Source organism: Bdellovibrionales bacterium, from assembly GCA_016716765.1.
Lineage (GTDB): Bacteria > Bdellovibrionota > Bdellovibrionia > Bdellovibrionales > UBA1609 > JADJVA01.
The window spans coordinates 52,120-75,347 of sequence record JADJVA010000009.1 but is presented as its reverse complement, the minus strand read 5'-3'; the positions used below and the strand labels follow the sequence as shown (position 1 = coordinate 75,347).

The window sequence follows — 23,228 nt, the reverse complement described above, 5'->3', positions numbered from 1 at the left end:
ACGGAATCATTTTAAAAAAATGCCATTTAGCAAAATTATCAATGCCTTTGGACACGGAAATTCTATTATGCTTCTGATATGTGCGGTCGAGCCTATCAAACCTATTCTGAAGAGGAACTCCGTCTTCGTTATTTAAATGAGAAGGCCAAGAATAACCCTTTGAACGGCTTTGTTCCTAACTACAATCTTTCGCCGACTCAGAAATCACCCATCGTTTTTCGAGAAGATGGCGAATTACGAATTGGTTTTTTTCGATGGGGCCTTGTCCCTTTTTGGGCGAAAGATGTTAAGGCGGCCGATAAGTATAGCCTTATAAATGCCAAGGCTGAGGATATTGACGAGAAGCGCAGCTTTAAAGAGCCCTTCCTACGTCGTCGGTGCATTGTACCATTCTCTGGTTTCTTTGAGTGGCAACGCACCGATGGGGGGCCGAAGCGACCTTACGCAATATCTTTGAAGGGCGATCCCATCATGAGTTTAGCAGGAGTGTGGGAGTGTTGGAAATCGAAGACCACTAACGAAGAGGTATTTTCATTTTCGATTATCACTACGTCAGCTAATTCACTTGTAGCCAAGATACACAACCGTATGCCGGCTATACTTTCTCGATTGGGGGAGAAAGATTGGCTTGATCCCCATAACCATGACATCTTGGCGCTGAAAAATCTCCTTAATCCATGCCCGTCTGATTGGCTGGAAGCACGAGAAATATCCAATCTCGTCAATAATCCTCGAAACAATCGACCAGAGCTATTGTTAGCACTGTTAAAAGCACCATAATAACAATGACCGAGATGAGATATTAGGGGTCTCCGGTTGAGGTTGACAGGGCCTTTCTACCAGGTTCAAATCTTCCCAATAAATTTCTTAAACGGAGGGTACATGAAACACTTTTTTATTGCTTTAGTAGCTCTATATATGGCCGTTGAGTCAAAGGCGCTGGTTCCGCCAAGCCTCTCAATTGTCTCCTCTGACCCTGTGGTTCGAGAAGAAACATCAAATATAGAACATCTTAGAAATCTTTCCCACTATTTGATCTCAAAGGATTTTTCCGTAAGTTGGGTTAACCCTTACAAAATTGATTTAGGAGTCGTCCTCAAGGTGAGGACTTTGCAACTTATAGAGGTGGATGGCACTGTGAAATTCGAAGACGTGTGGGTTCCCTACGAAGTTCCATTTAGTCACTTAGCTAAGCGCAAGGATAAATATCTTCTTTTCCTGCCCGTCAACTTAGAAATTTCCTATCGAAATGAAAATCTTTGCGGTGAAGAGGTCGAAGGAGCTGGTTATATTCGTGTGATGCTTCCGCAGGGGTCAGATAAGAGCGCTGTCGAGGTCAAATACTATGGGGTGAAAGTTCAGGATCTTGAGACCTACGGATCGCATTCTATTGAATCAGTGCCTGTGATTTCTTCCTGTTTTGAGTAAGTCTCAAAATAAAGTTCTTTTTGTTTAGAAAACTGAGGAGCGGAATGAAAAAACACTTTCTAGTGTTTTTTCTCCGCCCTAAGTTGTTTTTCTCTTTCCAATATTTCGGAAAGATCAAGATCTTTAACAAATATATCTATATCCTTGGTTTGCCACGCGCATCGCAGATAGAATTCTATTATAGACTGCCTGCAGTCTTCGAAAATTTTTCCTATTTCATTTTAGCCCTATTTGGAAATAACTAAAATATTTCCAGTTTTCTCAAATCTTCTTAAGGGTGGATAAGAATTATCAATTTCTAAAGGACGAAGCTCCGGAACTGAAAAATGCATATCACGTTTGATAAGTTTCAGTTGCAATGCAGACTCACCCTGGCCTAGTTCTTTTATTGAATACATTAAATCAACACCTCGAATATTTTTAAAAAACTCAAGGAAAGATCGGTCTCGCCATCTCTTCTTCACTTTCTTCTTTGAAAAAAACGGAAAAACTGATGTCGCCTCAGTAGTCTCTTCGCTCAAATACGTGTCGGTAGTCAGAGTGATATAGGCCTCATGGTCTACCTTCAGCCATTTGATAGCATTAAGGAAGACCAAATCAGGGCGATCTGAGTAGCTTCCGGCCGCAAATACATCTGAGAACAAATCAATTGATCCCTCTGGTATTTCGTTTACTTGCTCGGTCTTAAGGCCCACAATTGGAAAAAAACGTTCAGGCGAAAGCAGCTTTTTGAGGGCCTCGAAATGAGTGTTAGCCGCCAATTAAAAAGGGCCACCGGCACAAATTAAATTTGGCCACTTTTTCCCCGCCGAGGCGGGGCCAAAGGAGGCCTTTATGGATGGCTGGCAATCGGCTACAGATCCCGATCGATTTACTCACGAAGTGATTGCGGTGATTTTCCGTAATCATCCCAAGCTGTTGGAATTTTATTTCGAAGATAGGCGTCCGCGAATTCGTTTTCAAGCGATGGAAATGCGCAGGCATGCGGCGTGTTTTTCGAGCGGCGAGAAGCAATGGATTCGCGTTGCTTTGGATGTCTGGAGCGGCTCGGGCAATGCCAAGGTTTGGGAGCTTCTGGAGGCATTGGACTCTGGCAATCTTGGTAACGTGCTGGAGGCATTGGGAAAATTGCGAGGTCGGTCGCGCGCCAATTAAAATTCCCCACCTTGGCGTTGGAGCCGAGGCTGCATTATCACTCCTCGTGTCCCACGACGGGACTGAGGAGGCTTTAGCCGGTGATAACAATGGATATTTTTCATAAAATAAGAGCTCTTGATCACCTTGGCGAGAGCAAGTCCAAGATTGCGCGGGAGCTTGATCTTGATCGAAAGACTGTGCGCAAGTACCTCAAATCGACAGCTCCCCCATGCTATCGACCAAGATCCACTCCCTCAAGGCAGGATTTCTTTGCCGAGTTTGAGGGTTTTGTTCGGGGGAAGCTCGTTATCGCCCCGGAACTTTCGGCCGGCGAGATCTATGCGCTGATTCGTCCGCTAGGCTATTTGGGTAGCGAACGCACGATTCAAAGGCGAATGAAATCGTGGTGCGAGGGAAAGCCAAAAGAGCGCTTTTTTGAGCAAGAGTATACCCCTGGCGAGCAGGCACAGTTTGATTTTAAAGAATCAATCGAACTGCCATTTTTATCGGGCCCGGTGATTGCGCACTTACATTTTGGTACTTTGCCGTTTTCTAACGCTTGCGTCATCAAGGGCTTCCCACACAAGACCTATGAATGTTTCATGGATGGCGTCCATTCATTTTTTGAAAAAATTGGTGGTCAAACAAAAAATATTCGAATCGACAACTTAAGTCCATGCGTGAAGCGGGTGAAAAAAGACGGAGGCCGCGACTACACGGATGCGTTTAATAGGGCGATCAAATATTACGATTTTGGAGTTCTTCCCTGCTCTCCAGGCCGAGGCAATGAAAAAGGTGATGTTGAGCGCGACATTCAAACCTGGTCGAGGAGATTTAGGAATCACGTAAATGTTCATGGGATCAGGTTCCGGGATTTTTCCCACCTCAACGTCGAGCTCGAGGCCTTCGGTGAACAGGAGCAAAGCGAAGCCGTCACTGAACTGCTGAAAACAGAGTGTGGTCAGTTGAGATCGCTGTTGCCGCGAGACGAGGATGTGCTTTGCCGCGTGGAAGAGACTCGTGCGTCTCCGCATGGCACGGTTCGCGTCGCCAAGACCACTTACTCAGTTGCGGATGCATGGATCGGATTAGAGTGCCGAGTCGTGGCTGGTGCTTTTGAGACACGAATCACGCGCAAGGGCAGTGATGTCATCGTTGTCCATCCTCGAATGTCTGAGGGTGAGCATAGCATAAAGCTTGAGCATATTTTAAAAAGCCTTCTCCGCAAGCCACAAGCGATGATCCGATGGAAACACCGTGAAATTTTATTCCCAGAGAAAATATTCAGGGATCTTTATCGTCGGCTCAAAAGCCAAGAGAACCTTCCTGGGGCATCCGAACGCGAGTTTTTACGTATAATGAATCTCATCCATCACACGCCGTTAAGCGAGATCCAATGTGCGCTAGAAATTGTTCTTGGCCAGCCTGTGGGCGTGATGAACATCTTCATGGAAGTCAAAGACCTGCTTCTTGTTGAGCGCAGACCCGAGGCATTGGTAATCGATCTCAGCACACGGTTTGGCCAAACCCCGATAAGTCCAAATTTAAAAGATTATGATCAACTCATTCCCAACCAACAAGGAGTAACCGGATGACAAATGAAGAACTCAGCAATGGCCTAAAACAGCTGAATTTGCAACCATGGCCGAAGGCTATAACGAAGCCTCGCGGGCTGCGGAAAAGGGCAGATTGACCTATGAGCAATATCTGGCGGGCCTTGTCGATGAGGAGCTGAACAGCAAATACGAATTAAGAATTAAGCGGTTAAGTAAAGAGGCCAAACTTCCTCTGGAGAAGCGGATCGAACACTTCGATTTTACCCAAAGAGAAGGTATCACCGAAGGAGAATTTAAACGTCTCGCAAAAGGCGATTTTGTTCGAGACGGATCCAACATTGTATTTTATGGCAGCTTTGGGGTCGGGAAAACGCATCTAGGGATCGCGCTCATCAAGGAGCTAGTAAAAAAGAATGTGCGCTGCCTGTTTGTCTCGACTCACGGCCTGATTGAACAAATGCTGGAAGCAAAAAAAAATCTCATGCTGCAACACCTATTCAAACGCCTCGACCGGTACGACCTGCTGGTTTGCGATGAGCTTGGATACATTGCCCAAACCCAAGATGGAGCGGATCTGTTCTTCCAAATTTTATCGCTAAGAGCAGAGCGAAAAAGCGTTTTGATTACCACCAATCTCACATTCTCCGAATGGGACAGGGTGTTTATTAATCCATTAAACACAGCAGCTGCCATCGATCGAATCATTCATAAATGCGAAACCTTCAACATCAAGGGCCCGAGTTGGAGAGCGGAAGAGGCAAAAAAAAGAACAAAAATAAAAGCAACTCTGGCGGATAAGAAAGTACAGCCCTCCATCAAAACGTCATCCTGACCTGAGGGACTCTATCCCTCAGACACCCTGTTACCCCCGATCATCGTGATCGGGGGGTCCCTTCGCAAAGCAGAACCAAGCATCTCTTGAAAAAAATAAAAACCTGGAAACAAGTTTGACAGCCAAACAAGATGTAGATACATCTGCGTCACCAACTGGCCAAATTTAATTTGCGCCGAACAAAAAAAGTGGCCAAAATTGATTGTCGCCTAACAGGCGTAGGTGTTTGGGTCGGTAGCCTTATCGTCAACAACAGGAAAGGCATTGGGAAACCGAAAAATATCAGCCTGCCCAATAATATCCAATTCTTGCAAGCAATTTTTGAGAGCCAGAACCTCTTGGCACCAGAAAAGGCCGACCGAAGTAAGTACCACTACGACTTTGTTGATAGATTTCATTGCTAGTCCCCAGGAATTTCTATTAAACCTGGCTAGCGCAAAGGGGAAGGGTGTACAATATGTAAACTAGCCGCTGAATTTATTATAGAAAGCGGCAATTCATTTAACGCCCATACAAAACCGAAAGATCAGACAAGATAGGCAAATCCAAGGCTCGGTAAGATTCGCCCAGTGCTTTATAAACCCGTTTTTTCTCCTTCAAATCCTTCTGTTCTACGAGAGACTGATGCAGCATAAAGCTCTGCAAGAGCCGCAGGACGTAGTCACCGTATTTCACAGAAGCCAAATGTCCGCTCCCTATACGCTTCTCAACCTGGGAGAGTTTTTCTTTTGGAGCCCCTTTCAGTGATTGCCAAAACGCAATGTCCTTTTTCCAAAGGCTTATCAATCGTGTTTCTTCAATTGAGGAATTCTTCCGATTCTTGGCATATGAGTCAATTGCCCGTAAGGCTCTCTCATTGTCTTGTAAAGAACGAACCGATACCAGAAGGTGCATCCGCAAGTAAACAAGAGCCAGAGCGCCTGATTGATTGAGACGTTTACTGTCACCAATCTCAGATTCCAGAATGAACAAGGCCGAATTGAATTGGCGAAGAGCAATACTCACTTCGAATTTACTCAGAGAATCCAGAGGAATTCCCACAACTTCGTCATTGGTTTTGCCATCATAGGGGCCCATTTGATACGCGGTATGACAGGCAACACATTTATGAATAGCCATTCGAACCTGTTGTTGAGCCAATTCATAGTTTTTGAGCGAAAAAGAATCTAAGGCTTTGTTCAGGGTCTGTGGAATTTCCCTATTGAATTGATCTATTAGAGGATCTGATCCCAGAAGACTCTTTCCATCGTCTGTCGGAAGTTCATGGATGTTCTCTTTTAGGCCCTGGATATAGGATGTTATCCTCTTCTTGTTCTTTGGGTCTTGAAACTCTAGTTTAGAATATAAATACGGGAACCCATCAATCAAGACCTTTGCGGTTTCCCGCATTTTTTGACTCCACGAAACTCTGCCATCCTCAGCCAGGATACGACAAACAATCCCCATCGCCAAAAAGAAAGTAATCAATTTAATTCGTGTGGTTATCACTCAAAAATTATAAACGAATAGAACCACTCAAGCCAAGAAAGAAAGCTTCCAAATGCAGATCACCAGGACCTCCATTCCACCTATTTTGTCGTTACAAATTCCACACCAGACATTTGAAAATAGGGTCCAGCCGGATCAGCGGGGTCCAGCTCGACAGGGACTATCAGTGCTCCCCAGCTCTCTCTTGGCGCAGTCCCGTTCTTCATATTGAGTTCCACCCAGCCGTTCACAGGCTGTTGCGAAAAGGTACCGATCAAAGTCCATTCTGTGTTTTTTTCGTTAGTTAAATAGACTCTGTAACGGCGAGGAAACCCGTAAACGACCTGGCTGGCAAAACGAGACTGAAGGCGAAGACGTGTCACCAAGTGAGGAAGTCGATTCGTATTTCCCGGAAGCCAAACTGCCAAGAATTCGCGTGTCAAATAATTCATATCTGTAATCGGATAACTGCTGTAGACAGTAAAAACATCACTGTCTAAAACTGCAGTGGCGGGCCATCCCGGAATATCGGTAAGGGAACGAGCAGAAATTGGCTTGACGACTGATTCACCAGGAGAAAGTGGAGATTCTTCTTCAACAGGCTGTTCGGGTTGACCTGAGCGAAAAATCCGAACTTCCTCCTTTACAAGATCTAGATATTTATTGCCCCAAATATTTGTGGGTTCAATATCATTCGATGTTTGTTCGTCCCAACCCTGATCGGGTTCGGCAAATTCATTAAATTGATTGATTATCAAAAATCGAGGATTTAATTCTTTCGCAAGCCTCATAAAACTTCTGAACGTTTCTCCCCCATTGCGCAAATCACCGCGCGTTGTCGGAGTTCTTGTCGCAACATTGCCCCAGCCATCGACAGCAGGATTTGCCATCGTTACTGTAAACGCCTCAACACCCAAGGAAGCTGGATCATTCACCGAATAGGACGGACCAAGTGTTTCAACTGGCGGATCTGTGCGCAGGCGGTCGATCCAAGTCCACAATTGAGTAAACCGGGGTAATCCAAGCTCTCCAATTCCGGAAAATCCACTCACATTGAGCTGATTTGACATAAAACCACCCATTTTTCTCAAGGTGAAGTCTTGCCAGCTTAAACTGCTGACCCTTTCTTCAAAATGTTTAAACAGTTCAGTGGCTGTGGGTGCGGCAAAATAGGATAATAACAAAGGCTTTCCTAGATACATCAATTTGAGTTGCGGATATCGTCGGTACAATGAACCATAAAACTCAACCTGCAGATCCATTCCTGACAATCCTCCCTTAGATGGCAAGGACTCCCAGGCGGTTGGCTCATAGCCTCCAGCAAGTATAACAATTTTGATGGTCTTTCCGTATTTGGTGGCAAATTGACTAAATAGGCGAAAAATGTTCTCATTGTTGGATTTTATCGTCTCCATCGCTACCTGGAATTCATCACCCACCCGACATCCAAGAGCATTCTGAAGAAACCTTAGCAATTGCTGATCCCCATAGGTGTCCTTAGAAAAGGAATCCATTTTGCCTATCCACCCCAGATTTCCAAAATATAGAGAATATTCAGGAGAGAGACTTCTTCCATTTATTAGGTACGAATCCAGAATAGCGTTTGGAATTTCTGCGTTAAAGGTATCCGAAGAGAAAGTACAAGCAACATTATTGGTGTGATCCAATACAACACCGTCTATTCCCATTTCAATAAACCACTTATAGTGTTGCTCAATAACAGACTCATCTTTGCTATCATAGCCACCGCCAAAACGGATCATATTGTTCGAGGTTAGAATCGGTTTAATTGGGGAATTGGGTTTTATTTTAATGCCCGTCGGACCAAACCAGGCTTCATACTCCATCAATACAGATTGATCCTGAGCTTGTGCGATACCCCCTCCGAGCGAAAAGCGAACCCCAACAAAGCCCTGAAGATTGACTGCCATAATGACAACTGCTACAAAGGCAATCATAGGCCATACTAAAGAACAAATTTTCCTGCTCATCGCTACCCCCCCCAACCTTTCATATCCTACAAAAATAATGCAGTTGAGGTGATTATCATTTGATAATCGAATCTAAAATCGCCATCCAATAATTGAAAAAAGGAGAGGAACCTCCTGGTACAGAATCCATTTAAATTGAAATTAGGTCAACGATTGGTCGGTAAAATTGGAACGTCAATCCTTCGAAGCGGGCCATGGCCCGCCCATTTTAATCGAAGGAGAGGCAGCCTCTCCTTCCCTCTTAATTTAAAAAGTTACCTTTGCGGATACTGTATCAGTCTGCGTTTCTTCTCCACAGACTTGACCAGAAAATGCTGATTGCAAAGATATGATACCTTTTCTTTGGGCCCGCTGGACTTCTCCTGTCGCCGTTACAGCCTCAGCTCCTACCCGCAATTCGCAATTGACTGTTTCGATGTCTGACAAGGTAATCTTCAGACGCCCACTCACTTCGCCACCGCCATTACTTGACAAACCGAATACAGTTTTCTTTACAGTAAAAACTCCAGAAGAAGTCGCCTGGACTGGGATTTTCAATTGTCCACTCACTACGTAAATGGAATGAGATGTATCAGAAAATCGACACTGCGTAAAATCCTGTGTCAATTCCAAGGTCTGAGTCTGCATTGGAGTGGTTGTAGCCTCAGCAAAGGCGGCGAGTCCGTTTGTGTTAATATTTTTCGCTTTAAAAGTGGACGAGACTTTTCCACCCAAATCACAATCGCGCTCTATCTTAAATGTATCCTTGGGATTTGTCCTATCATTTGCATCACCACCGCCGCCCCAGCCACCGGAGCCTTGACTTGCCTGCAATGAATTTTCAGCAGCGGCACCGCCCCAACCATCATTTTCACCTTGAAAGGCCAGCTGTCTCATTTCCTGAGAAGCCATAAGACCGTCAATTTGACTGAGCTGTAGATCCGCTAACACCTGGGTCACGGCCGACAAAGCAATATCCGTTTGGCTCATCTTCCCTTTGTCCGAGGATATGTTTGATGGGAAACTCTCTAACTTTGACTTTGACACCTTAAATTCTGAACAGCCAAGGCTGACCATCATCAGGCCTGCTGATGCCACAACTGTTTTTATCGTTCGAATAGACATTTTACTCTCCTTCGTCAACTGTCGCCTGAATCATCAAGCATGCAATTGCTCAATTAATAATTATAATCATCAAATCAACCACTGAGCAAACGCACCATTTTTCAGTTCAGATAAATAAGAACGGCCCGTTGATCAATTCCCCCTTCTCTTTACTGAAGCCAAGTAATTAATGAGCCGCTGTTTTTCTGTATCCAATAAATTCAAAAATAGTTTGGGAGGCATTTTTTCCAGATCGTCATTCGCCATTCTGACACGCTCAATTGCTCGATCAATTGTTGCCAAAGAGTTTGATCCAAGCAGTTCCGCATTAAACTTTGCCCTACTAATAGATGAATCAACTTTTGAGTTATGACAAGGCAGGCAGGCTCTCTCTAAAAGCTGTTTATCATCTAAATGTTGCGCAGCCAGCAACCCGCGATCACGCAAATCTATCTCAGAATCCTTGTTAACTTTATTCAGGAAGGGAACGCTAGCCAAGGAGGCTTGACCTGAAACTGCCGCTCGATATTTTTTTGTGAAACTATTGAGGCGGTCGGGGTCGCTCTGTTTACACTTGGAGTAGGGCATTGAAACTCCTCCAAAGGAATCCAGACCCAGGAATAAATTTCTTCGCTCATATTCTTCAAACCAAGTGGGGCTCAGGACGTCCGGATTTTCAGTGATTTCCGATTCAATTTGAAATGAATTGTAAAAGTCGTTTCCATGAGTTCTTCCTTTAAATCCATTGTTATTAACGAAAAATTCCAAATTTTCCGCTTTCATTCGAGGAAAGCGTTGAAGCGGTATTCCCGCATAGAATCCTTCACCGCCATGAGCAGCCTCAAAATCTGAAGTCAAAGACTTGCCGCAATCAGTATCGGAGCTCATCCAATGAGTCCAAGGTAGACTTGCTTCTGCCATTCTCAATTTCTTTTCTGTCCCGTGACCTTTAGGCTGATGACAGTTTGTACAATCAAAAGCTGTGTTCACAAGAGAAACATCCTCATAGAAAGACAAATTAACCCATCCGGCCTCGGACGATTCGACAAAATATTCCCCTGATTGACAGCCACCTGGCTTCTTTTCACAAGGAAGTTCATAGTCGAGCAAATAGAATGCTAATTCCTTGCTTTGAGGATCTCTTGCAATGATTTCAACTAAAGTTAACTCCCCTCTTTGGTATCCAATAGCCAATGCCTCGGGATCTTGCTGAAAGCGGGGAAAACTAATACATCTTGGATTGAGAACACTTACATCATTTCGCACCAATGAAACTGAGTTCGTGGTACAAGAAAAGTTGCTGTCATTAATCGAAATCCCTAGGATTGAGTAAAGGTCTCTCAGGCTTTTGATCTGCGGACGATTCGGCTGACAGAAGGTTTTCCGAAACTTATCAGATCCTGACTTAGCGCAAATGACATCAAGTGACTTTTGATTTTTAGGAAGATCGTCGAGGGCATTTTCAAGTTTCAACCCGCTCGAGGGTATTAATGAGTTCCCTGATTCGTCAAGATTGAGCGAGGAAGAGGTTTTTAGGGCAGGACTGCATGCCATAATAGAAAGCAAAATCACCACCAGAGATGCCTGTGAAATTAGATTTAATGAGCCAAATCTTGACTTTGATAGTGATTTAGCTATTAGAAATTCAATCAGGAACATCAATCGTTCTCCCATTTTTCCCAATACTCTCCGGTTTAATTGCAACGGATATGCCTATCTGAATCCGTCCAGTTGAAGTTAAAATTGACCCTATTTGAGAAAATCCAACGACTGACTAAAAACTCAACACCTATTTTTGAAAAGGCCCAATCCATTGTATCCACTAGTGGAAGCGCACTTTAGGAGGGAGCCCTCATGTCCGATAGAGTTTGAGATGGCAATTTCCTTTGATGATTCGCCGTCATTTATGGGAGCCACTGTGAAATACTTGAGTGGAACACTAAAATTGATAGCCCTCGTTGTGTTGATCATCTTGAGCTTTTCATCTTTGTACCAAAGCTGTTCACCAGTTCACAACGATAAGAGTTTGAGCCAAACCAGTCAGTCCTCGCTCAGCATATACACGCAAACTCTTTATCCTTTGGTCTCCGGTAATTGTGCTGCCTGCCATGGGACACAACAGAGTCCACTTTTTGCAGTCAACGATCCTGGGTCGTCACACAGTGTGCTCCTAAACTCCCAATTGGTAAACCTTCCTTCTCCTGATCAGTCGCTGTTAGTTAGAAAGATTTCAGGCGGGCATTCGGGAATCCCTATCAACCTATCCAACGATCTAAGATCCGCTATTACCGATTGGAGTCGACAATTAGGCAGCTTAGATGATCAGAGCGATCCATCTGTAAAAGCCACTTTTTCTTATATTCACCAAAATATTCTGGTTCCAAAGTGCCTGTCTTGCCATCGCCCCGGTGCGCGACGGCCCCAAACTGACTATTCAAATTACAGCACCACAGTCAGCACCGGAAAGGTCACCGCCGGAGATGCCCAAGCGAGTCAGCTTTACACACAGTGCTTCTCTCAGGCTATGCCTCTGAATGGCTCGGTATTAAATACAAGTCAACTGAACGCACTAAGAGACTGGATCAATGCAGGGGCGCTCGAAAACTAGCCTGGTCTTTACCGAATTTTTCCCTTTCATAAATTCTGATTGATTTGTTAGGATTTATAGGATGGTACGTTCGATCTGCCTCTCTGCATTGGTCCTGATCATAGCTTTAGCTGTCGGTGAAGGTGTTGCTCGAATAGTCTCCCAATACCTCGGGACGCCGCTGACTGTTTTCCACACAGACACTTACAAATTCGACAGTCAATTGGAAATCCTCCAATGGGCCCAGGACATGAAGCCGCATCCTTTGTTTGGATTTATGCGTGAAAAGAATTTGTCTCTCATTGGAGACTTAAGAGAACATCACCCTAATAATGAGTTTAGAATTCTTCTATTAGGTGGCTCAGTTGCGGAGATATTTGGCGATTGGACTCATATTGACACGATCTTAAAGCAGAGAATTGCTGGATTGGAAAATCTGGATGTTAGACTCCTAAACCTAGCCACTGGAGGATATAAGCAGCCACAGCAGTTTTTTATCTTAAGCTACCTTATTGACCAAGTAGATCTTGTTATCAATATTGATGGATTCAATGAACTGATGAGCCATGACGACGATTTTTATTTTCCGCTTGAATATCCCATTTTTTGGAATCGGTACTTTTCCGAAAATTCATTTAATTATGGCCTACCTGCTGCACAATCGGCAGTTCGATTTTTATACCAGCTCATCAATTTTTTGCCCCAGCGCTTCGAATATCTCTCAAGCAGTCGCTCCTATTATTTTTTCTGGACGAACCTAAGGAATATTCTGTTTAATAGTTTTAGTCGTCTCGAGAGATTGAATCGAAATAGACTCAATGAAGGGCGAAAGTTGATGAGATCTCCAGATGATGTGGAATCTATCGGAAAAAAGAATCTTGCCGTCTGGAAGAAGTATCAATCCCTATCGGCCCTGGTCGCACGAAGCAGAAACCTCCCATACATATCGTTTGTTCAACCTAACCAATACCTAGAGGGGGCCAAACCACTTTCAAACAGGGAAATTGAAAATTTCATCAATCCGTCATGGGCGGCTTTTCTCAATCCAAGAATGAAAATGTTGAGCGATGCGGCTGATGAATTGGCCAAATCTGGACTGCCTGTTAAAAATCTCATGTGGATATTCAAAAATGAACTACAAGATCTCTACATTGACAACTGCTGTCATTTTAACGACTTGGGAAACAAGATAATGGAAAATGCCATATTACACGAAATCCAGAATCTCTGTTCTACAAATGAGAGCTGTGTTAGAAATTATGATTGAGATCTGGAATTTATTATGTAAGACCGAACAATAATCAGAGACAATATCTTATGTAGATAGCGAGGATCTAATGGAACTAAGAGATATGGTAGAGCAAGAAAGCCTCCAGCTACAACGATTAGCCGATTTAGTTACCGATGCTATCAAAGAAGAACAGTTACTTTCATCACGTCTGCTTGAAATTGAACATGATTCAGAATTGAGTTTTGGACAGATGCTGGCTGACAGGGTGGCCGAGTTTGGCGGCAGCTGGATCTTCATCATTATTTTTTTTATAGCGATATCAGGCTGGATTCTTCTTAACATTATTTTTTTGAGAGGTCAGTCTTTTGATCCCTATCCATTTATCCTTCTTAATTTAGTTCTCTCCTGTCTTGCGGCCATTCAGGCTCCCGTCATCATGATGAGTCAGAATCGACAGGAAGAAAAGGATCGGAGACGGGCTCGAGGTGATTATATGATTAATTTAAAGGCTGAAATGGAAGTTAGAAATCTACACCGTAAGTTGGATCTTCTCATCTCCGAACAAATGAGCTCCTTATTTAAGATTCAACAGGCGCAAATGGAAGTGCTGCTTAAACTTGAAAAATCAATACAATAAATCTAATCGTCGGTTAAAATCGAGGCGTGAGCAGAAAAGCCAAAATATGTAATGACCGCTACTGACAAATCTCAGAATGTCTAACAGTTTTTGAATTGTAAGTGACATGAATCAAGAGGCGCGTTTGAATTTTATTTTGACAAGGGACTCCATTCACCACTGGCACCACAGCAGTAAAATTATTGTTATTAGCGACGAGTAAGGCTGGACCCTGATGGCTCATTGCTTTTTTAATGAGTGCAGGAACAATTTCATCCAGGGTGCCCGAAAAGGCTGACCTTTGAATCTCACCTTTTACCAAATAAGCGATATCATATTTTCCCATCTGCTTCTGAATTTCGGCTGACAATGACCGGCGAGAAGCTTGCTCGAATTCAATCGCTTGTTTCTCTTCTAATTTCTTAGAATTGTTTAAAACGGAGGAATCAATATTTTTTGCAGCATGGCCCTTAACCGCACCTAACTGATTTACACCCAAAACCATTTGGCGCGCAAAAATATAGTCTCGCTCCGGCACGAGTCTATGGCATGCAACACAGCCTTCTGTCTTGGCCTTTGGATCCTCATCAAACAATTGTCCTTCAGAATTAAAAAGAGCGTAACCCCAACCATCGGTCGACGCATATTTCTTCTTGTCTTTGACCATGAACTGATACCTCTTAGAGCCACCAGGAGTTTTTGAACTTGGAAAGCTTGGGTCATCTTCAGTAATCAACCCAATTTTTCCGAATACGGCTCCGTCTGGATAAATCGGAGTAAAACTCTGCATGGCCTTATAGGCTATCTCGTTTGCATAAATAAACCTTAATTCTCCACTGTCTTCCCTGTACCTTACCGTCACTAGCTGCCAGCTCTTTTCAAAATGAGGGTACTGATCCAGCCCTATTCCATTCATGGTCTGATTGCCTGGGACTTTGCTGCCGGGTTCAAAATAGGCACTCGCAGGCTTCTTAAAACCCAAAAAAGAAGTAAAAAAAGCGACCGCTGACAGAACACTCAATTTTTTTGTCATTTTTGTCATCAATCCCACCCACCCTGCATATAACGCTCGATTCAATCCTCTGCCTGAGATTATACCAATCAGCTTTTCTCAAACTACAAGCCATTTTTTCCAATTCCAGCAAGTTCGACAAAAAAATCATTAAAATCATTTCACTCCCTCAATATTTCTATTTCCTTTTCCTGAAAGATCACAAATATTACTCACACTATGGCAAAACCAATGGTCTGGATATTCTCGATGAGTTTTCTATTTAGCTGCATAAGCAGTTGGCTGTCCCCCAAGTTTCTTTCTTGGTATGCCAGTCCGCCGGTCCCAATTGGCGTCAGTTGCGACGGAGCTATTACATGGGTCATGAGCAAGCTCATTCTGGCTCAGAGCATCAGTAGTCTTCTTGGAGGCATCGTCGGTTTGACGATTTACCTCTGGATTCGCAGTAAATCCAAGAAGGCCCAAGCAGTTTCTCCGCATGAAGTCTCAAATTTGGAAAATCAATCAAAGACGAGCTTTTAGACAAGATCTAAAAGTTGTCCATATCAAAGCGAAACGGATCATTTTGACGCTGAGAGAATTGATCCGATCTTATTGAAATCTAAAAGATTTTTTCTTTTGTAGCCAACTGAGATCAGACTCTTCACCGGAATAAACATTGCATCAATCACGTTCAAGTGGGGGTGGTGGCGTGAGCAATAATTCTGAGAGAATTTGGAACTTGATCTGGAGATTGAGAGGGCAACTGACCGTCGCACTGATTCTAATCCCTCTTCCATTTCTGTTTCAGAACTGCGGGGATGTTAATTTTCAAAGCATTCCTCTAAGCTATAACGCCGTTAATGCAAACTTTGGAAACATCACTCCTAAGGGGGCTCTCTCTATCAATAAGAGCGCAGAATTCACGAACAGCCAACAGGTGCTTCTTGAGATCATGGCCCAAGGAGCAATCTCTATGGCACTGGAAAATGGGCTGTGCCCGGATCCAGACAAAGCCTTGTGGCAAGACTTCACCCCAGAGATTAGTTGGTCACTAGCTGATATCGATGGCAGCAGCCAAGTTTATCTCATTCTCAAGGGAGACACTGGCATCATTTCTTCTTGTATCAGTGCTGCTATTGTATTGGATCGTAAAGCCCCCCTCATTCAGGTTTCAAGCGGACCCAGAAACTTGGAAAATACAGCTATAGCCAGCTTTTTATTTCACACGACTGATGAAGTCAGCGGGATTGATAGACTCTATTGCCAAAATCCTGGCTCATCCACTTTCGTTGAGTGCAATACCCAAACAGAGATTCAAAATTTGGCCGAGGGTTCGCAAGGGCTATCTTTCTACGTGACTGATAAAGCGGGAAATAGATCCGCACTGGCTCTCTATTCTTGGTTTATAGATCTCACGCCGCCAACGGTACAAATAGTTGCGCCTCTCTTGACCTCACCATTGACTGTAAAAGCAGGCGCCGTCTCCTTTCAAGGGGCTGATCAGGGTGGCGCAGGTATTCTGGGCTTTTACTGCTCCCTTGATAATGTTGAAATCTCGAACTGTTCGTCTCCGGCACTCGTACACAACCTCAGCGACGGCACCCCCACTCTCAGAGTCAAAGCCATCGACAAAGTTGGCTGGGAATCCGCTGTCTCCGAATATCAATTTATAGTCGACACGCAGCCTTCTGGTCTTTTCACTGTACTGGGTATCACCGGAGGAATTGACACGAAAATTGATAATTATCTCTCAGTCATTGCTTCACCAAACATAAATTGGACCAAGTCGGCAGGCGCTCAATCCTATCAGGTATCCGTTCTTACCAACGATTTATCTAGCACGATTTGTGGACCTCTCGCTGTCGTCGGAGAAGCTTCGCTGATAGCAGCGCTTCCGAGTTGCTCGCTAGCTGACGGAAGCAATTACGTCGCTCGCGTGTCGGCATATCGAAATGGTTTTGAACAAAAAGCTCCTGATTTCCCATTCACAGTTGATGCCTCAGGACCTGTTATTAATATTGTCAGTTCGACCAAATCAGATGAGCTCAAGAAAATAAATATTCAATTTCGCATTTCAGACCTCGGATCTGGATTGCAGAATGCCACTTGTTACAAAGCCTATCAGACGACAGATCTGGCTTCTACCGACTGCACCACTCTCACTAGTATCGAGTACGCAAATTTAATTCCAGGCATCTACCAGTTTTACATCAAAGCCACCGACAGGCTTGGCCATGAGTCTCAATCTCAGACAGTGAGTTTCATTATAGGCTGCCCTCCCGGACAAAGTATCGTGGACGGAATTTGTCAAAATACAGCATTTACCGAATGCCGGGAATTTGTGGAGCTTGACACTACGGCAAATCAAATTGTCATTCCCTCCTTGGCTGAAACTGGTAAATGCTACTACAAAAAGATAATCAGTGCTGTCAATCATCACTCGTCTGGATCTGCCGGTGAGCTTCGCGCCATGGATGTCCTTTCTCGTGACCACAATTCAAACTCGGCCACACCTTCTCACCCATTTGTTATGGGCGAGAGTCAGCTGACTTTCTTGGTTAATGGTCCTCGAATCGTTTCTTTATCGAGCACAGCTTCTGCAGATGGATCTATGTCTCCACTTAAAATTGACAACTTCTTTCTCGTTGAGTTCACTCCACAGGGATCGAGTCCACAAAGACTCGCACGCGGAACGGCGGATGCTCAACCATGGACCAACAGCAACAAGACTGCGGTTGGACCGATACTTGTAAACAATCAGCCTGTTAATAATTTCCAATCCTACGCAAGTGGTGGAACAGCTCTAGTCCCCTACATTGACGTATCTGGCAATTTTCAAACTGGAGTGCCGACGACCGTACGTGTGCGCCAGCTCGATTGCGGAGGATCTGCCGAAGCCTCCAATGTATTTCTGATTATTCGATAGTTCTAGAACATGGCCTCACGCCAACAATGGAAGGACCGAACACATCGATCAGAGGCATGAGGAAGGGGCGGAAGAGTTCTGCTCCCTCTGAGAGGGCTGATTTTTCCGCAATAGCTCGAATTCAGGCAGCAAGGAAAACAGATTTTCTTTGCGAAATTTATCCTTTGACAGCGCCGCACGCAGAAATTCTGGCAATAAATCTTGTCGATCCTCCATCTCCATAAAATGAATGGCCTCATCCACTGAGTTCAAATAGCAAAGAAATTTTCTCATCACTGGTCTATCCTGCATCAGCTTTTCAGCGCATGATTTTGCCTCTAGCAAATTTTTCTTAGCCAAAGCTTTGAGCTGGGGAGGAAGTATCTGAGTTCGATAGTGAAAGGGATGGTAAAGATTGAATAACTGAGGAATTGGCATCACACGTTCGAAACTATCCCCCAAATATTTAAATAGGTGGTGCACCTGCGTGATGTTGTAGACTTGAGCGGTACATGCTACCATAACGTGGCCCATTCGATATTTATCATAATTTTCTTCCAAGTCGTTCAGATTGTTTCTGATAGTTTCCCAGTTTGATGGATGTCTAATGTAATCATTTAACTTACCAAATGCATCGATACTAGCGTAGACACGCACTCGATGAAATTTTGGCCAGAGTTCTTTAACTTCATCAGGTATTGTCGTCACGTTCGTATTATACGAAACTGAAATGCTGCGCGAGTAACCTTCGCTGACACACATCTTCATTGCCTCAAGCATTTGCCGAACAACCATTGGCTCGCCACCTGCAAAATGAAGATGCCGCAAAGAAGGTATTTGCCTTTTAAAGTGCCCCCAGACTTCTGGGTTTTCATAATATTTGAACCGACGGAATGAATCCAATTCCTCATCAGATTTACCAAACCAGTTTTGATCAACTTTTGGCCAATCCTTGATCCACTTGGAGGAAGAACGAGGATTGCACATCCGACAGGCCAGATTACACGTGTTACCCAAACGAAAATCTACGGATCTAATTTTGACCTTGGTCTTTCCATCCGGCTGGGTATCATTGATCATTCGGGTGATAAACATTTTGTTTGCAAAATTCTCAATTTGGCGACGACTAAAACCTCCGCCTTTCTCTGTTTGTTTGCATCTCTCACAAAAGCGAGGCCACTCTCCCTTCATGAGTTGAACACGAAGCTTTCTCATGAACTCGGTATTCATAAGAATCTCGTCATCTTGAATCCTGTTTACATTAATTTTGTGACCATTCTCGTCTCTGTTGTTGTTATCGTATTCCTCACTCACACAACAAACCTGCACTTCACCGCCGATATTTGTAAAACGATGAGCCCAAGGCAAAACGCAAAATGTTGGAGAGACCCGATCTCCTGTTTTAGAATCAAAATCGCTTCCAGAGTCTTCTGCTTCCCCCACTCTTACTCCCATTTTCGATAAAAGAGATCACTGCAATCTAGAGCCTCTTTCTCTCTTCATTTGAAAAGCTTTTATGTACTTCAAAAAAACATAAAACGAAGAAATTCCAGCAATACAAAAACCATGAAATCCATCTAAGAAACCAAATTTAAGAAAGTAGCATTTAAAAAAATGAAAAATTGGACGAGTGACAGCCTTAAAAAGAAAGAAACGTCCCTTGGCTTCGACCAATCTTTCAGCCGCCAAAGTTGTGTAACGATTTACTGTCAGGATGTGCTGCTCAAGAGAGACTATGGAATAATGAAACAGTAGCCCCTTGAGCTTGCTAATCTCCAAGGGTTCAGTAAAAATGAGATGTTCATGAACAATAGATTTGTTCCATTGACCCAACCGGCGAGGGAAAAGCCTCATTTGGTAATCGGGAAACCACGAAGTATGGCGAATCCAAGTCCCGCAATAATTTGTCAACCGATTCAAGGCAAAAACACCCGAAAGCTGTGGCTTTAATTGGAGGATCTCCTGACGCAATTCGGGTGACAGCTCTTCATCAGCATCAAGGGATAAAACATAGTCTGACTGAGCTAAGCTATTTCCGAAGTTCTTTGTCTCTCCATATCCCTGCCACTCCGTCTGAACAAATTGAACGCCGGAGAAGGCGCGACAAATTTGTGGTGTGCCGTCTGAACTAAATGAATCAACAACAATAATTTCATCGACGAGGCCTTGCAAAGAATCAAGACAACGAAAAATGTTTTTCTCTTCATTCTTTGTAATGATCACTGCTGAAATTGTGGCCATATTAAACTCGACTACCAACGAGATTCAAATAGATTGAGTGAGTCTCAAGAGCCATTTTTCGACAATCGAAATTCTCTAGCACGTAGCTTCTTCCAGATCTCATAGACTGTCTACGAGATTCTGCCATCATGATATTTCGGGCGAGGGCCTGTGCATCACCTTTGGGAGAAAGCAATCCAATGTCGCTGTCCTTAATGACTTCGGGTATCCCCCCCACTGAAGTGGCCACAACAAAACAGCCGGCCAGTAAGCCCTCTAGCAGTAGACTACCAAGTCCCTCATTGTTTGAGGGCATAACTAACAAATCAAGACCAGAAAGAAATTCAGGAACATAATCAATAAACCCGAGAAATGTCACCCGGTCATCGACCCCCAATTCCTGAGCCATTTTCTCAAGCTGAGTTCTTAAGACACCGTCCCCGGCGATGATACAATGAAAATGGAGGCCCTCTTCTTTCAAGTGCTTCACGGCCCTCAACAGGGTGTCTGTCCCCTTTTGATGGGTCAAGGCCGAAGCATTTCCCATGAGAAAGATATCAGAATCGGAGTCCATTTTAAGAGTCTTCAAAAGACTCTGGCGTGCCTTTTTCTTATCAATTTCTTCATATGGAGAGGGGTCAACACCATCACGAATGACATGAATTTTCTTCTCCGCAACTCCGTAATCAATAAGGATCTTTCGGACGCATTCGGAAACTGCAATGTATTCGTCCACCAATTGACTTCTGTATTTGCGACCAGAGAAGAAATTTCTTTTAATTTTATTGTCAACCCGTCTATGAACAACCAGCTTCACCTGGGGAGAAAATCTCTTGACCCACATTGCCAATGAATGGCCGCCTGAAGAATGAGCATCAATCAGATCAATCTTGTTGCTCCTGCAAAACATAACCAGGCGAAGGATAGATTTAAGGTTAAGTGGATTTTTTGATGGAAGTGCCATAGCACGATGCGCTAATGATTTCAGACGCTCGTACCCTGGCGTCCCTGCGGGATAGGCGACATAGTTCTCAATCCCAGCTGCATTGAGTCCCTGAATCAAAAGCCGAATTTGATTCTCTCCTCCGCGCCATGAACTTTCGTTGCCAATATGAAGAACTCTCACGACCTCACTCGTCCTTTAGTTAATAAAGGAAAGGTCCAAAGACCTCACATTTAACCCCTTTTGAGCTACTCCCTCTTCTCTAACAAAAGGACCGATTATTCAAGGTCACTTTGGGGAGATATTTCAAAAATATCTCGATTTCGTTTCAGGGAGAACTCGGTTGGTTTAAAAGGAGACTCCATTTTCTTCCAAATTGCCAGCTACGGTAAGCGAGGTTTGCAAGCGAGTACCTGTTGGGGTCAACAAAACTATCGGGGTACGGGCCGACTGCTTCCGAATTTTCATTTAATCCAGGAGGAATGTGACCAACCATAGCCTCACCGACCAAGTAAATAGGCAATAACTGGAATTCGCCCCCATTGACCGGTATTTCGACCTGAGCGGCAACTTGAACTTCCTTGCCGTGGTTTTCACTTTCAGAATCCGAAGGAATACGTCCCATCACTGGAACAAGGTTTGCGCCGTGTGAAATAGTTCTGAGAACATCCGGAGTTCGATCTTCAGACCCTGCCGCAACAAAAACATTGTCGAAATTTCCAGTTGAGCCATCAGAGAATTTAACAATATATCCACCAAATAACTGCTGACTCACGGTCTCTACGTCGGGAAAAATCGGCTGCAACTGATTAGTCTCAATTGCGCCCGCCAACCTTGAGTACCGCGAGTAATTCAAAGGCTCGCCCCTGACCTTCGCCAAACCAGAAGAAAGGCGAAGGTCACTTAGAAAACCGAACTCGTTTCCAAATACTTTCCCAGCCCAAACGATAGAACCTTTGTACTGACCCAAATTCGCCAGGCCCGCACTTTCTGGTTTTCTCGGGTTAAGACCCAAAATATACTCAATCAAATTTCGGCTTTCGCTTCCGTCGCCTATGATCAGTGTTCTTTCTGTTCGAATCCTATCAAGAAAGGATCTTCCCTCTTGCTGAGCTGCTAAATAAACATCTGAATCAATTCCAAAGGACAACGGCATTTGTCCAGTTCTAAAATCTGTTGATTGACGGCCCAAAAGTCTACGGCTTTTCAAATCTTGAAATGGAATTCTGGGAACTCTCAAGCCTGTCTCCAAAATCACAGACCGAGCCTCAATCGTAAGACCTTGGCCTGTTACCACCTGAGCAATCTGTGAATTAAAATCCCATGAAATAGAAGTTACGGTTGTTTGATCCAAAAGTGGAATACCCGATTCATCGAGAGTGAGTAGCGTTTGTTCATATAGCCGCTGATTATCGATAAAGAGCAATCCCGCCTCAGGTGCCGAAAACTCCCCTTTATCAGATGGATAGTCGCGCCTAAACAATGGATGCCATGGATTAAGCTCAGGCAATTTATGTCCTTTCGACTCGTAAACTCCTGGCGAAATGAAGCCCGAACGAGGGAGCACATCAGATCCAGTCCCTTTTTCACTTAAGCCGAGTAAATCAGCCGTTCTGAAAGGCGATCCTGGAAATGGGAACGGATCTTTGCCACTTTCTATCTTTCTCAATTGGCCGCGGCGCCAAATAACTGGCACCTGGGTCGCCGATGGCGAAAGCCTCAATGCCGGTGCCACCCCATCCGGACTTGCCACTAAAATCCTGGGAAATCTGGTTGTTTGAGAAATTGAAAACCGTCCGCCAGTGGTTCCCAATTTTCCCGATTCATCTTTTCTCACAGTGCGCAAGGCATCAACTGCCCCACCGACTAAATTTGACGTTTGAGCGCCGGCACCTACAATCAATGCGTCTACTCCTCCAAAACTCGCAATGCCTCCCCTGGCAACTTCGTTTAAAATAGCCTGAACCCTCAATTTTATTCTGACTTCGGCAGAATCCACCGCTCGTAAATAGACCGATTTAAGTTCTTCTCCAGAGCCGAAAACTGCGTTTCTTTTTTCATGAACCAATGAATTTTTTCCAGCTTCGGCTTCGTTCCAGATGGAATCCAATGCCTTCAGACTGTAAACGTGCACCAATCTCTTTTGACAGCGCGAAGCTGCCTCAGCCAAACTGAAAGCAGTAATACACCAAATAATGATTGCTAAACGATTAATAATACTAACCATTTCTTAGTCTC

General features: G+C 44.1%; 21 protein-coding genes. 10 read left to right on the top strand and 11 right to left on the bottom strand.

Annotated elements, in window-relative coordinates; all coding sequences use genetic code 11:
- Window positions 1-78 precede the first annotated feature (78 nt).
- Both IPL83_06780 and IPL83_06775 read left to right on the top strand, forming a co-directional pair.
- Window positions 79-780 carry an SOS response-associated peptidase gene (locus tag IPL83_06780; GenBank protein MBK9038848.1) on the top strand — a complete coding sequence of 234 codons (702 nt, stop codon included), beginning with the start codon at window positions 79-81 and terminating at the stop codon, window positions 778-780.
- Between the two features lie 102 nt (window positions 781-882).
- Window positions 883-1,428: a hypothetical protein gene (locus IPL83_06775; GenBank protein MBK9038847.1), complete on the top strand. Its 546-nt coding sequence runs from the start codon at window positions 883-885 to the stop codon at window positions 1,426-1,428.
- A gap of 227 nt (window positions 1,429-1,655) precedes the next feature.
- Here IPL83_06775 and IPL83_06770 read toward each other — a convergent pair whose 3' ends face one another.
- Window positions 1,656-2,189 carry a hypothetical protein gene (locus tag IPL83_06770; protein MBK9038846.1) on the bottom strand — a complete coding sequence of 178 codons (534 nt, stop codon included), beginning with the start codon at window positions 2,187-2,189 and terminating at the stop codon, window positions 1,656-1,658.
- A gap of 73 nt (window positions 2,190-2,262) precedes the next feature.
- On the opposite strand from IPL83_06770, the gene IPL83_06765 reads away from it, so the two are divergent.
- The 3 genes from IPL83_06765 to IPL83_06755 all read left to right on the top strand — a co-directional run bounded on the left by IPL83_06765 (window position 2,263) and on the right by IPL83_06755 (window position 4,953).
- Entirely contained in the window at window positions 2,263-2,583 is a 321-nt protein-coding gene (locus tag IPL83_06765; protein MBK9038845.1) for a hypothetical protein, read from the top strand.
- Window positions 2,584-2,663: 80 nt separating this feature from the next.
- Window positions 2,664-4,160, top strand: a complete 1,497-nt coding sequence (locus IPL83_06760) for an IS21 family transposase (protein MBK9038844.1) — start codon at window positions 2,664-2,666, stop codon at window positions 4,158-4,160.
- Window positions 4,161-4,206: 46 nt separating this feature from the next.
- Window positions 4,207-4,953 carry an ATP-binding protein gene (locus tag IPL83_06755; protein MBK9038843.1) on the top strand — a complete coding sequence of 249 codons (747 nt, stop codon included), beginning with the start codon at window positions 4,207-4,209 and terminating at the stop codon, window positions 4,951-4,953.
- Between the two features lie 209 nt (window positions 4,954-5,162).
- Here the strand turns inward: IPL83_06755 and IPL83_06750 are convergent, their stop codons facing one another.
- The 5 genes from IPL83_06750 to IPL83_06730 form a co-directional block, all read right to left on the bottom strand.
- Window positions 5,163-5,351 carry a hypothetical protein gene (locus tag IPL83_06750; GenBank protein MBK9038842.1) on the bottom strand — a complete coding sequence of 63 codons (189 nt, stop codon included), beginning with the start codon at window positions 5,349-5,351 and terminating at the stop codon, window positions 5,163-5,165.
- Between the two features lie 103 nt (window positions 5,352-5,454).
- Entirely contained in the window at window positions 5,455-6,342 is an 888-nt protein-coding gene (locus IPL83_06745) for a hypothetical protein (protein ID MBK9038841.1), read from the bottom strand.
- Between the two features lie 179 nt (window positions 6,343-6,521).
- Window positions 6,522-8,411, bottom strand: coding sequence for a hypothetical protein (locus IPL83_06740; protein ID MBK9038840.1), 1,890 nt, complete (start codon window positions 8,409-8,411; stop codon window positions 6,522-6,524).
- A 246-nt stretch (window positions 8,412-8,657) separates the two neighbouring features.
- Window positions 8,658-9,515, bottom strand: a complete 858-nt coding sequence (locus IPL83_06735; GenBank protein MBK9038839.1) for a hypothetical protein — start codon at window positions 9,513-9,515, stop codon at window positions 8,658-8,660.
- A gap of 132 nt (window positions 9,516-9,647) precedes the next feature.
- Entirely contained in the window at window positions 9,648-11,153 is a 1,506-nt protein-coding gene (locus IPL83_06730) for a hypothetical protein (GenBank protein MBK9038838.1), read from the bottom strand.
- A gap of 214 nt (window positions 11,154-11,367) precedes the next feature.
- On the opposite strand from IPL83_06730, the gene IPL83_06725 reads away from it, so the two are divergent.
- The 3 genes from IPL83_06725 (at window position 11,368) to IPL83_06715 (ending at window position 13,949) form a co-directional block, all read left to right on the top strand.
- Window positions 11,368-12,102 (top strand): hypothetical protein, encoded by a 735-nt coding sequence (locus IPL83_06725; GenBank protein ID MBK9038837.1) that lies wholly within the window; start codon window positions 11,368-11,370, stop codon window positions 12,100-12,102.
- Window positions 12,103-12,163: 61 nt separating this feature from the next.
- On the top strand, window positions 12,164-13,348 hold the full coding sequence (locus tag IPL83_06720) for a hypothetical protein (protein ID MBK9038836.1): 1,185 nt from the start codon (window positions 12,164-12,166) through the stop codon (window positions 13,346-13,348).
- A 70-nt stretch (window positions 13,349-13,418) separates the two neighbouring features.
- A complete protein-coding gene (locus IPL83_06715) occupies window positions 13,419-13,949 on the top strand; it encodes a DUF1003 domain-containing protein (GenBank protein ID MBK9038835.1) in 531 nt (176 codons plus the stop codon).
- A 58-nt stretch (window positions 13,950-14,007) separates the two neighbouring features.
- On the opposite strand, the gene IPL83_06710 is transcribed toward IPL83_06715, so the two are convergent.
- Window positions 14,008-14,970 (bottom strand): cytochrome P460 family protein, encoded by a 963-nt coding sequence (locus IPL83_06710; GenBank protein MBK9038834.1) that lies wholly within the window; start codon window positions 14,968-14,970, stop codon window positions 14,008-14,010.
- Window positions 14,971-15,189: 219 nt separating this feature from the next.
- Here IPL83_06710 and IPL83_06705 point away from each other — a divergent pair, with 219 nt between their 5' ends.
- Both IPL83_06705 and IPL83_06700 read left to right on the top strand, forming a co-directional pair.
- On the top strand, window positions 15,190-15,462 hold the full coding sequence (locus IPL83_06705) for a hypothetical protein (GenBank protein ID MBK9038833.1): 273 nt from the start codon (window positions 15,190-15,192) through the stop codon (window positions 15,460-15,462).
- A 169-nt stretch (window positions 15,463-15,631) separates the two neighbouring features.
- On the top strand, window positions 15,632-17,848 hold the full coding sequence (locus tag IPL83_06700; protein MBK9038832.1) for a hypothetical protein: 2,217 nt from the start codon (window positions 15,632-15,634) through the stop codon (window positions 17,846-17,848).
- A 48-nt stretch (window positions 17,849-17,896) separates the two neighbouring features.
- Here the strand turns inward: IPL83_06700 and IPL83_06695 are convergent, their stop codons facing one another.
- The 4 genes from IPL83_06695 to IPL83_06680 all read right to left on the bottom strand — a co-directional run bounded on the left by IPL83_06695 (window position 17,897) and on the right by IPL83_06680 (window position 23,217).
- Window positions 17,897-19,270 (bottom strand): twitch domain-containing radical SAM protein, encoded by a 1,374-nt coding sequence (locus IPL83_06695; GenBank protein ID MBK9038831.1) that lies wholly within the window; start codon window positions 19,268-19,270, stop codon window positions 17,897-17,899.
- Window positions 19,271-19,297: 27 nt separating this feature from the next.
- Window positions 19,298-20,068, bottom strand: coding sequence for a glycosyltransferase family 2 protein (locus IPL83_06690; protein ID MBK9038830.1), 771 nt, complete (start codon window positions 20,066-20,068; stop codon window positions 19,298-19,300).
- A 1-nt stretch (window position 20,069) separates the two neighbouring features.
- Window positions 20,070-21,173 carry a glycosyltransferase gene (locus IPL83_06685; GenBank protein MBK9038829.1) on the bottom strand — a complete coding sequence of 368 codons (1,104 nt, stop codon included), beginning with the start codon at window positions 21,171-21,173 and terminating at the stop codon, window positions 20,070-20,072.
- Between the two features lie 145 nt (window positions 21,174-21,318).
- Entirely contained in the window at window positions 21,319-23,217 is a 1,899-nt protein-coding gene (locus IPL83_06680) for a hypothetical protein (GenBank protein ID MBK9038828.1), read from the bottom strand.
- Between the last annotated feature and the right edge of the window lie 11 nt (window positions 23,218-23,228).

Bases quoted from the DNA above. Each gene is read 5' to 3' on its own strand.
- IPL83_06780 (MBK9038848.1), top strand. From the start codon at position 79: ATGTGCGGTCGAGCCTATCAAACCTATTCTGAAGAGGAACTCCGTCTT.
- IPL83_06775 (MBK9038847.1), top strand. From the start codon at position 883: ATGAAACACTTTTTTATTGCTTTAGTAGCTCTATATATGGCCGTTGAG.
- IPL83_06765 (MBK9038845.1), top strand. From the start codon at position 2,263: ATGGATGGCTGGCAATCGGCTACAGATCCCGATCGATTTACTCACGAA.
- IPL83_06755 (MBK9038843.1), top strand. From the start codon at position 4,207: ATGGCCGAAGGCTATAACGAAGCCTCGCGGGCTGCGGAAAAGGGCAGA.
- IPL83_06750 (MBK9038842.1), bottom strand. From the start codon at position 5,351: ATGAAATCTATCAACAAAGTCGTAGTGGTACTTACTTCGGTCGGCCTT.
- IPL83_06745 (MBK9038841.1), bottom strand. From the start codon at position 6,342: ATGCGGGAAACCGCAAAGGTCTTGATTGATGGGTTCCCGTATTTATAT.
- IPL83_06740 (MBK9038840.1), bottom strand. From the start codon at position 8,411: ATGAGCAGGAAAATTTGTTCTTTAGTATGGCCTATGATTGCCTTTGTA.
- IPL83_06735 (MBK9038839.1), bottom strand. From the start codon at position 9,515: ATGTCTATTCGAACGATAAAAACAGTTGTGGCATCAGCAGGCCTGATG.
- IPL83_06730 (MBK9038838.1), bottom strand. From the start codon at position 11,153: ATGTTCCTGATTGAATTTCTAATAGCTAAATCACTATCAAAGTCAAGA.
- IPL83_06725 (MBK9038837.1), top strand. From the start codon at position 11,368: ATGGCAATTTCCTTTGATGATTCGCCGTCATTTATGGGAGCCACTGTG.
- IPL83_06720 (MBK9038836.1), top strand. From the start codon at position 12,164: ATGGTACGTTCGATCTGCCTCTCTGCATTGGTCCTGATCATAGCTTTA.
- IPL83_06715 (MBK9038835.1), top strand. From the start codon at position 13,419: ATGGAACTAAGAGATATGGTAGAGCAAGAAAGCCTCCAGCTACAACGA.
- IPL83_06710 (MBK9038834.1), bottom strand. From the start codon at position 14,970: ATGACAAAAATGACAAAAAAATTGAGTGTTCTGTCAGCGGTCGCTTTT.
- IPL83_06705 (MBK9038833.1), top strand. From the start codon at position 15,190: ATGAGTTTTCTATTTAGCTGCATAAGCAGTTGGCTGTCCCCCAAGTTT.
- IPL83_06690 (MBK9038830.1), bottom strand. From the start codon at position 20,068: ATGGCCACAATTTCAGCAGTGATCATTACAAAGAATGAAGAGAAAAAC.
- IPL83_06680 (MBK9038828.1), bottom strand. From the start codon at position 23,217: ATGGTTAGTATTATTAATCGTTTAGCAATCATTATTTGGTGTATTACT.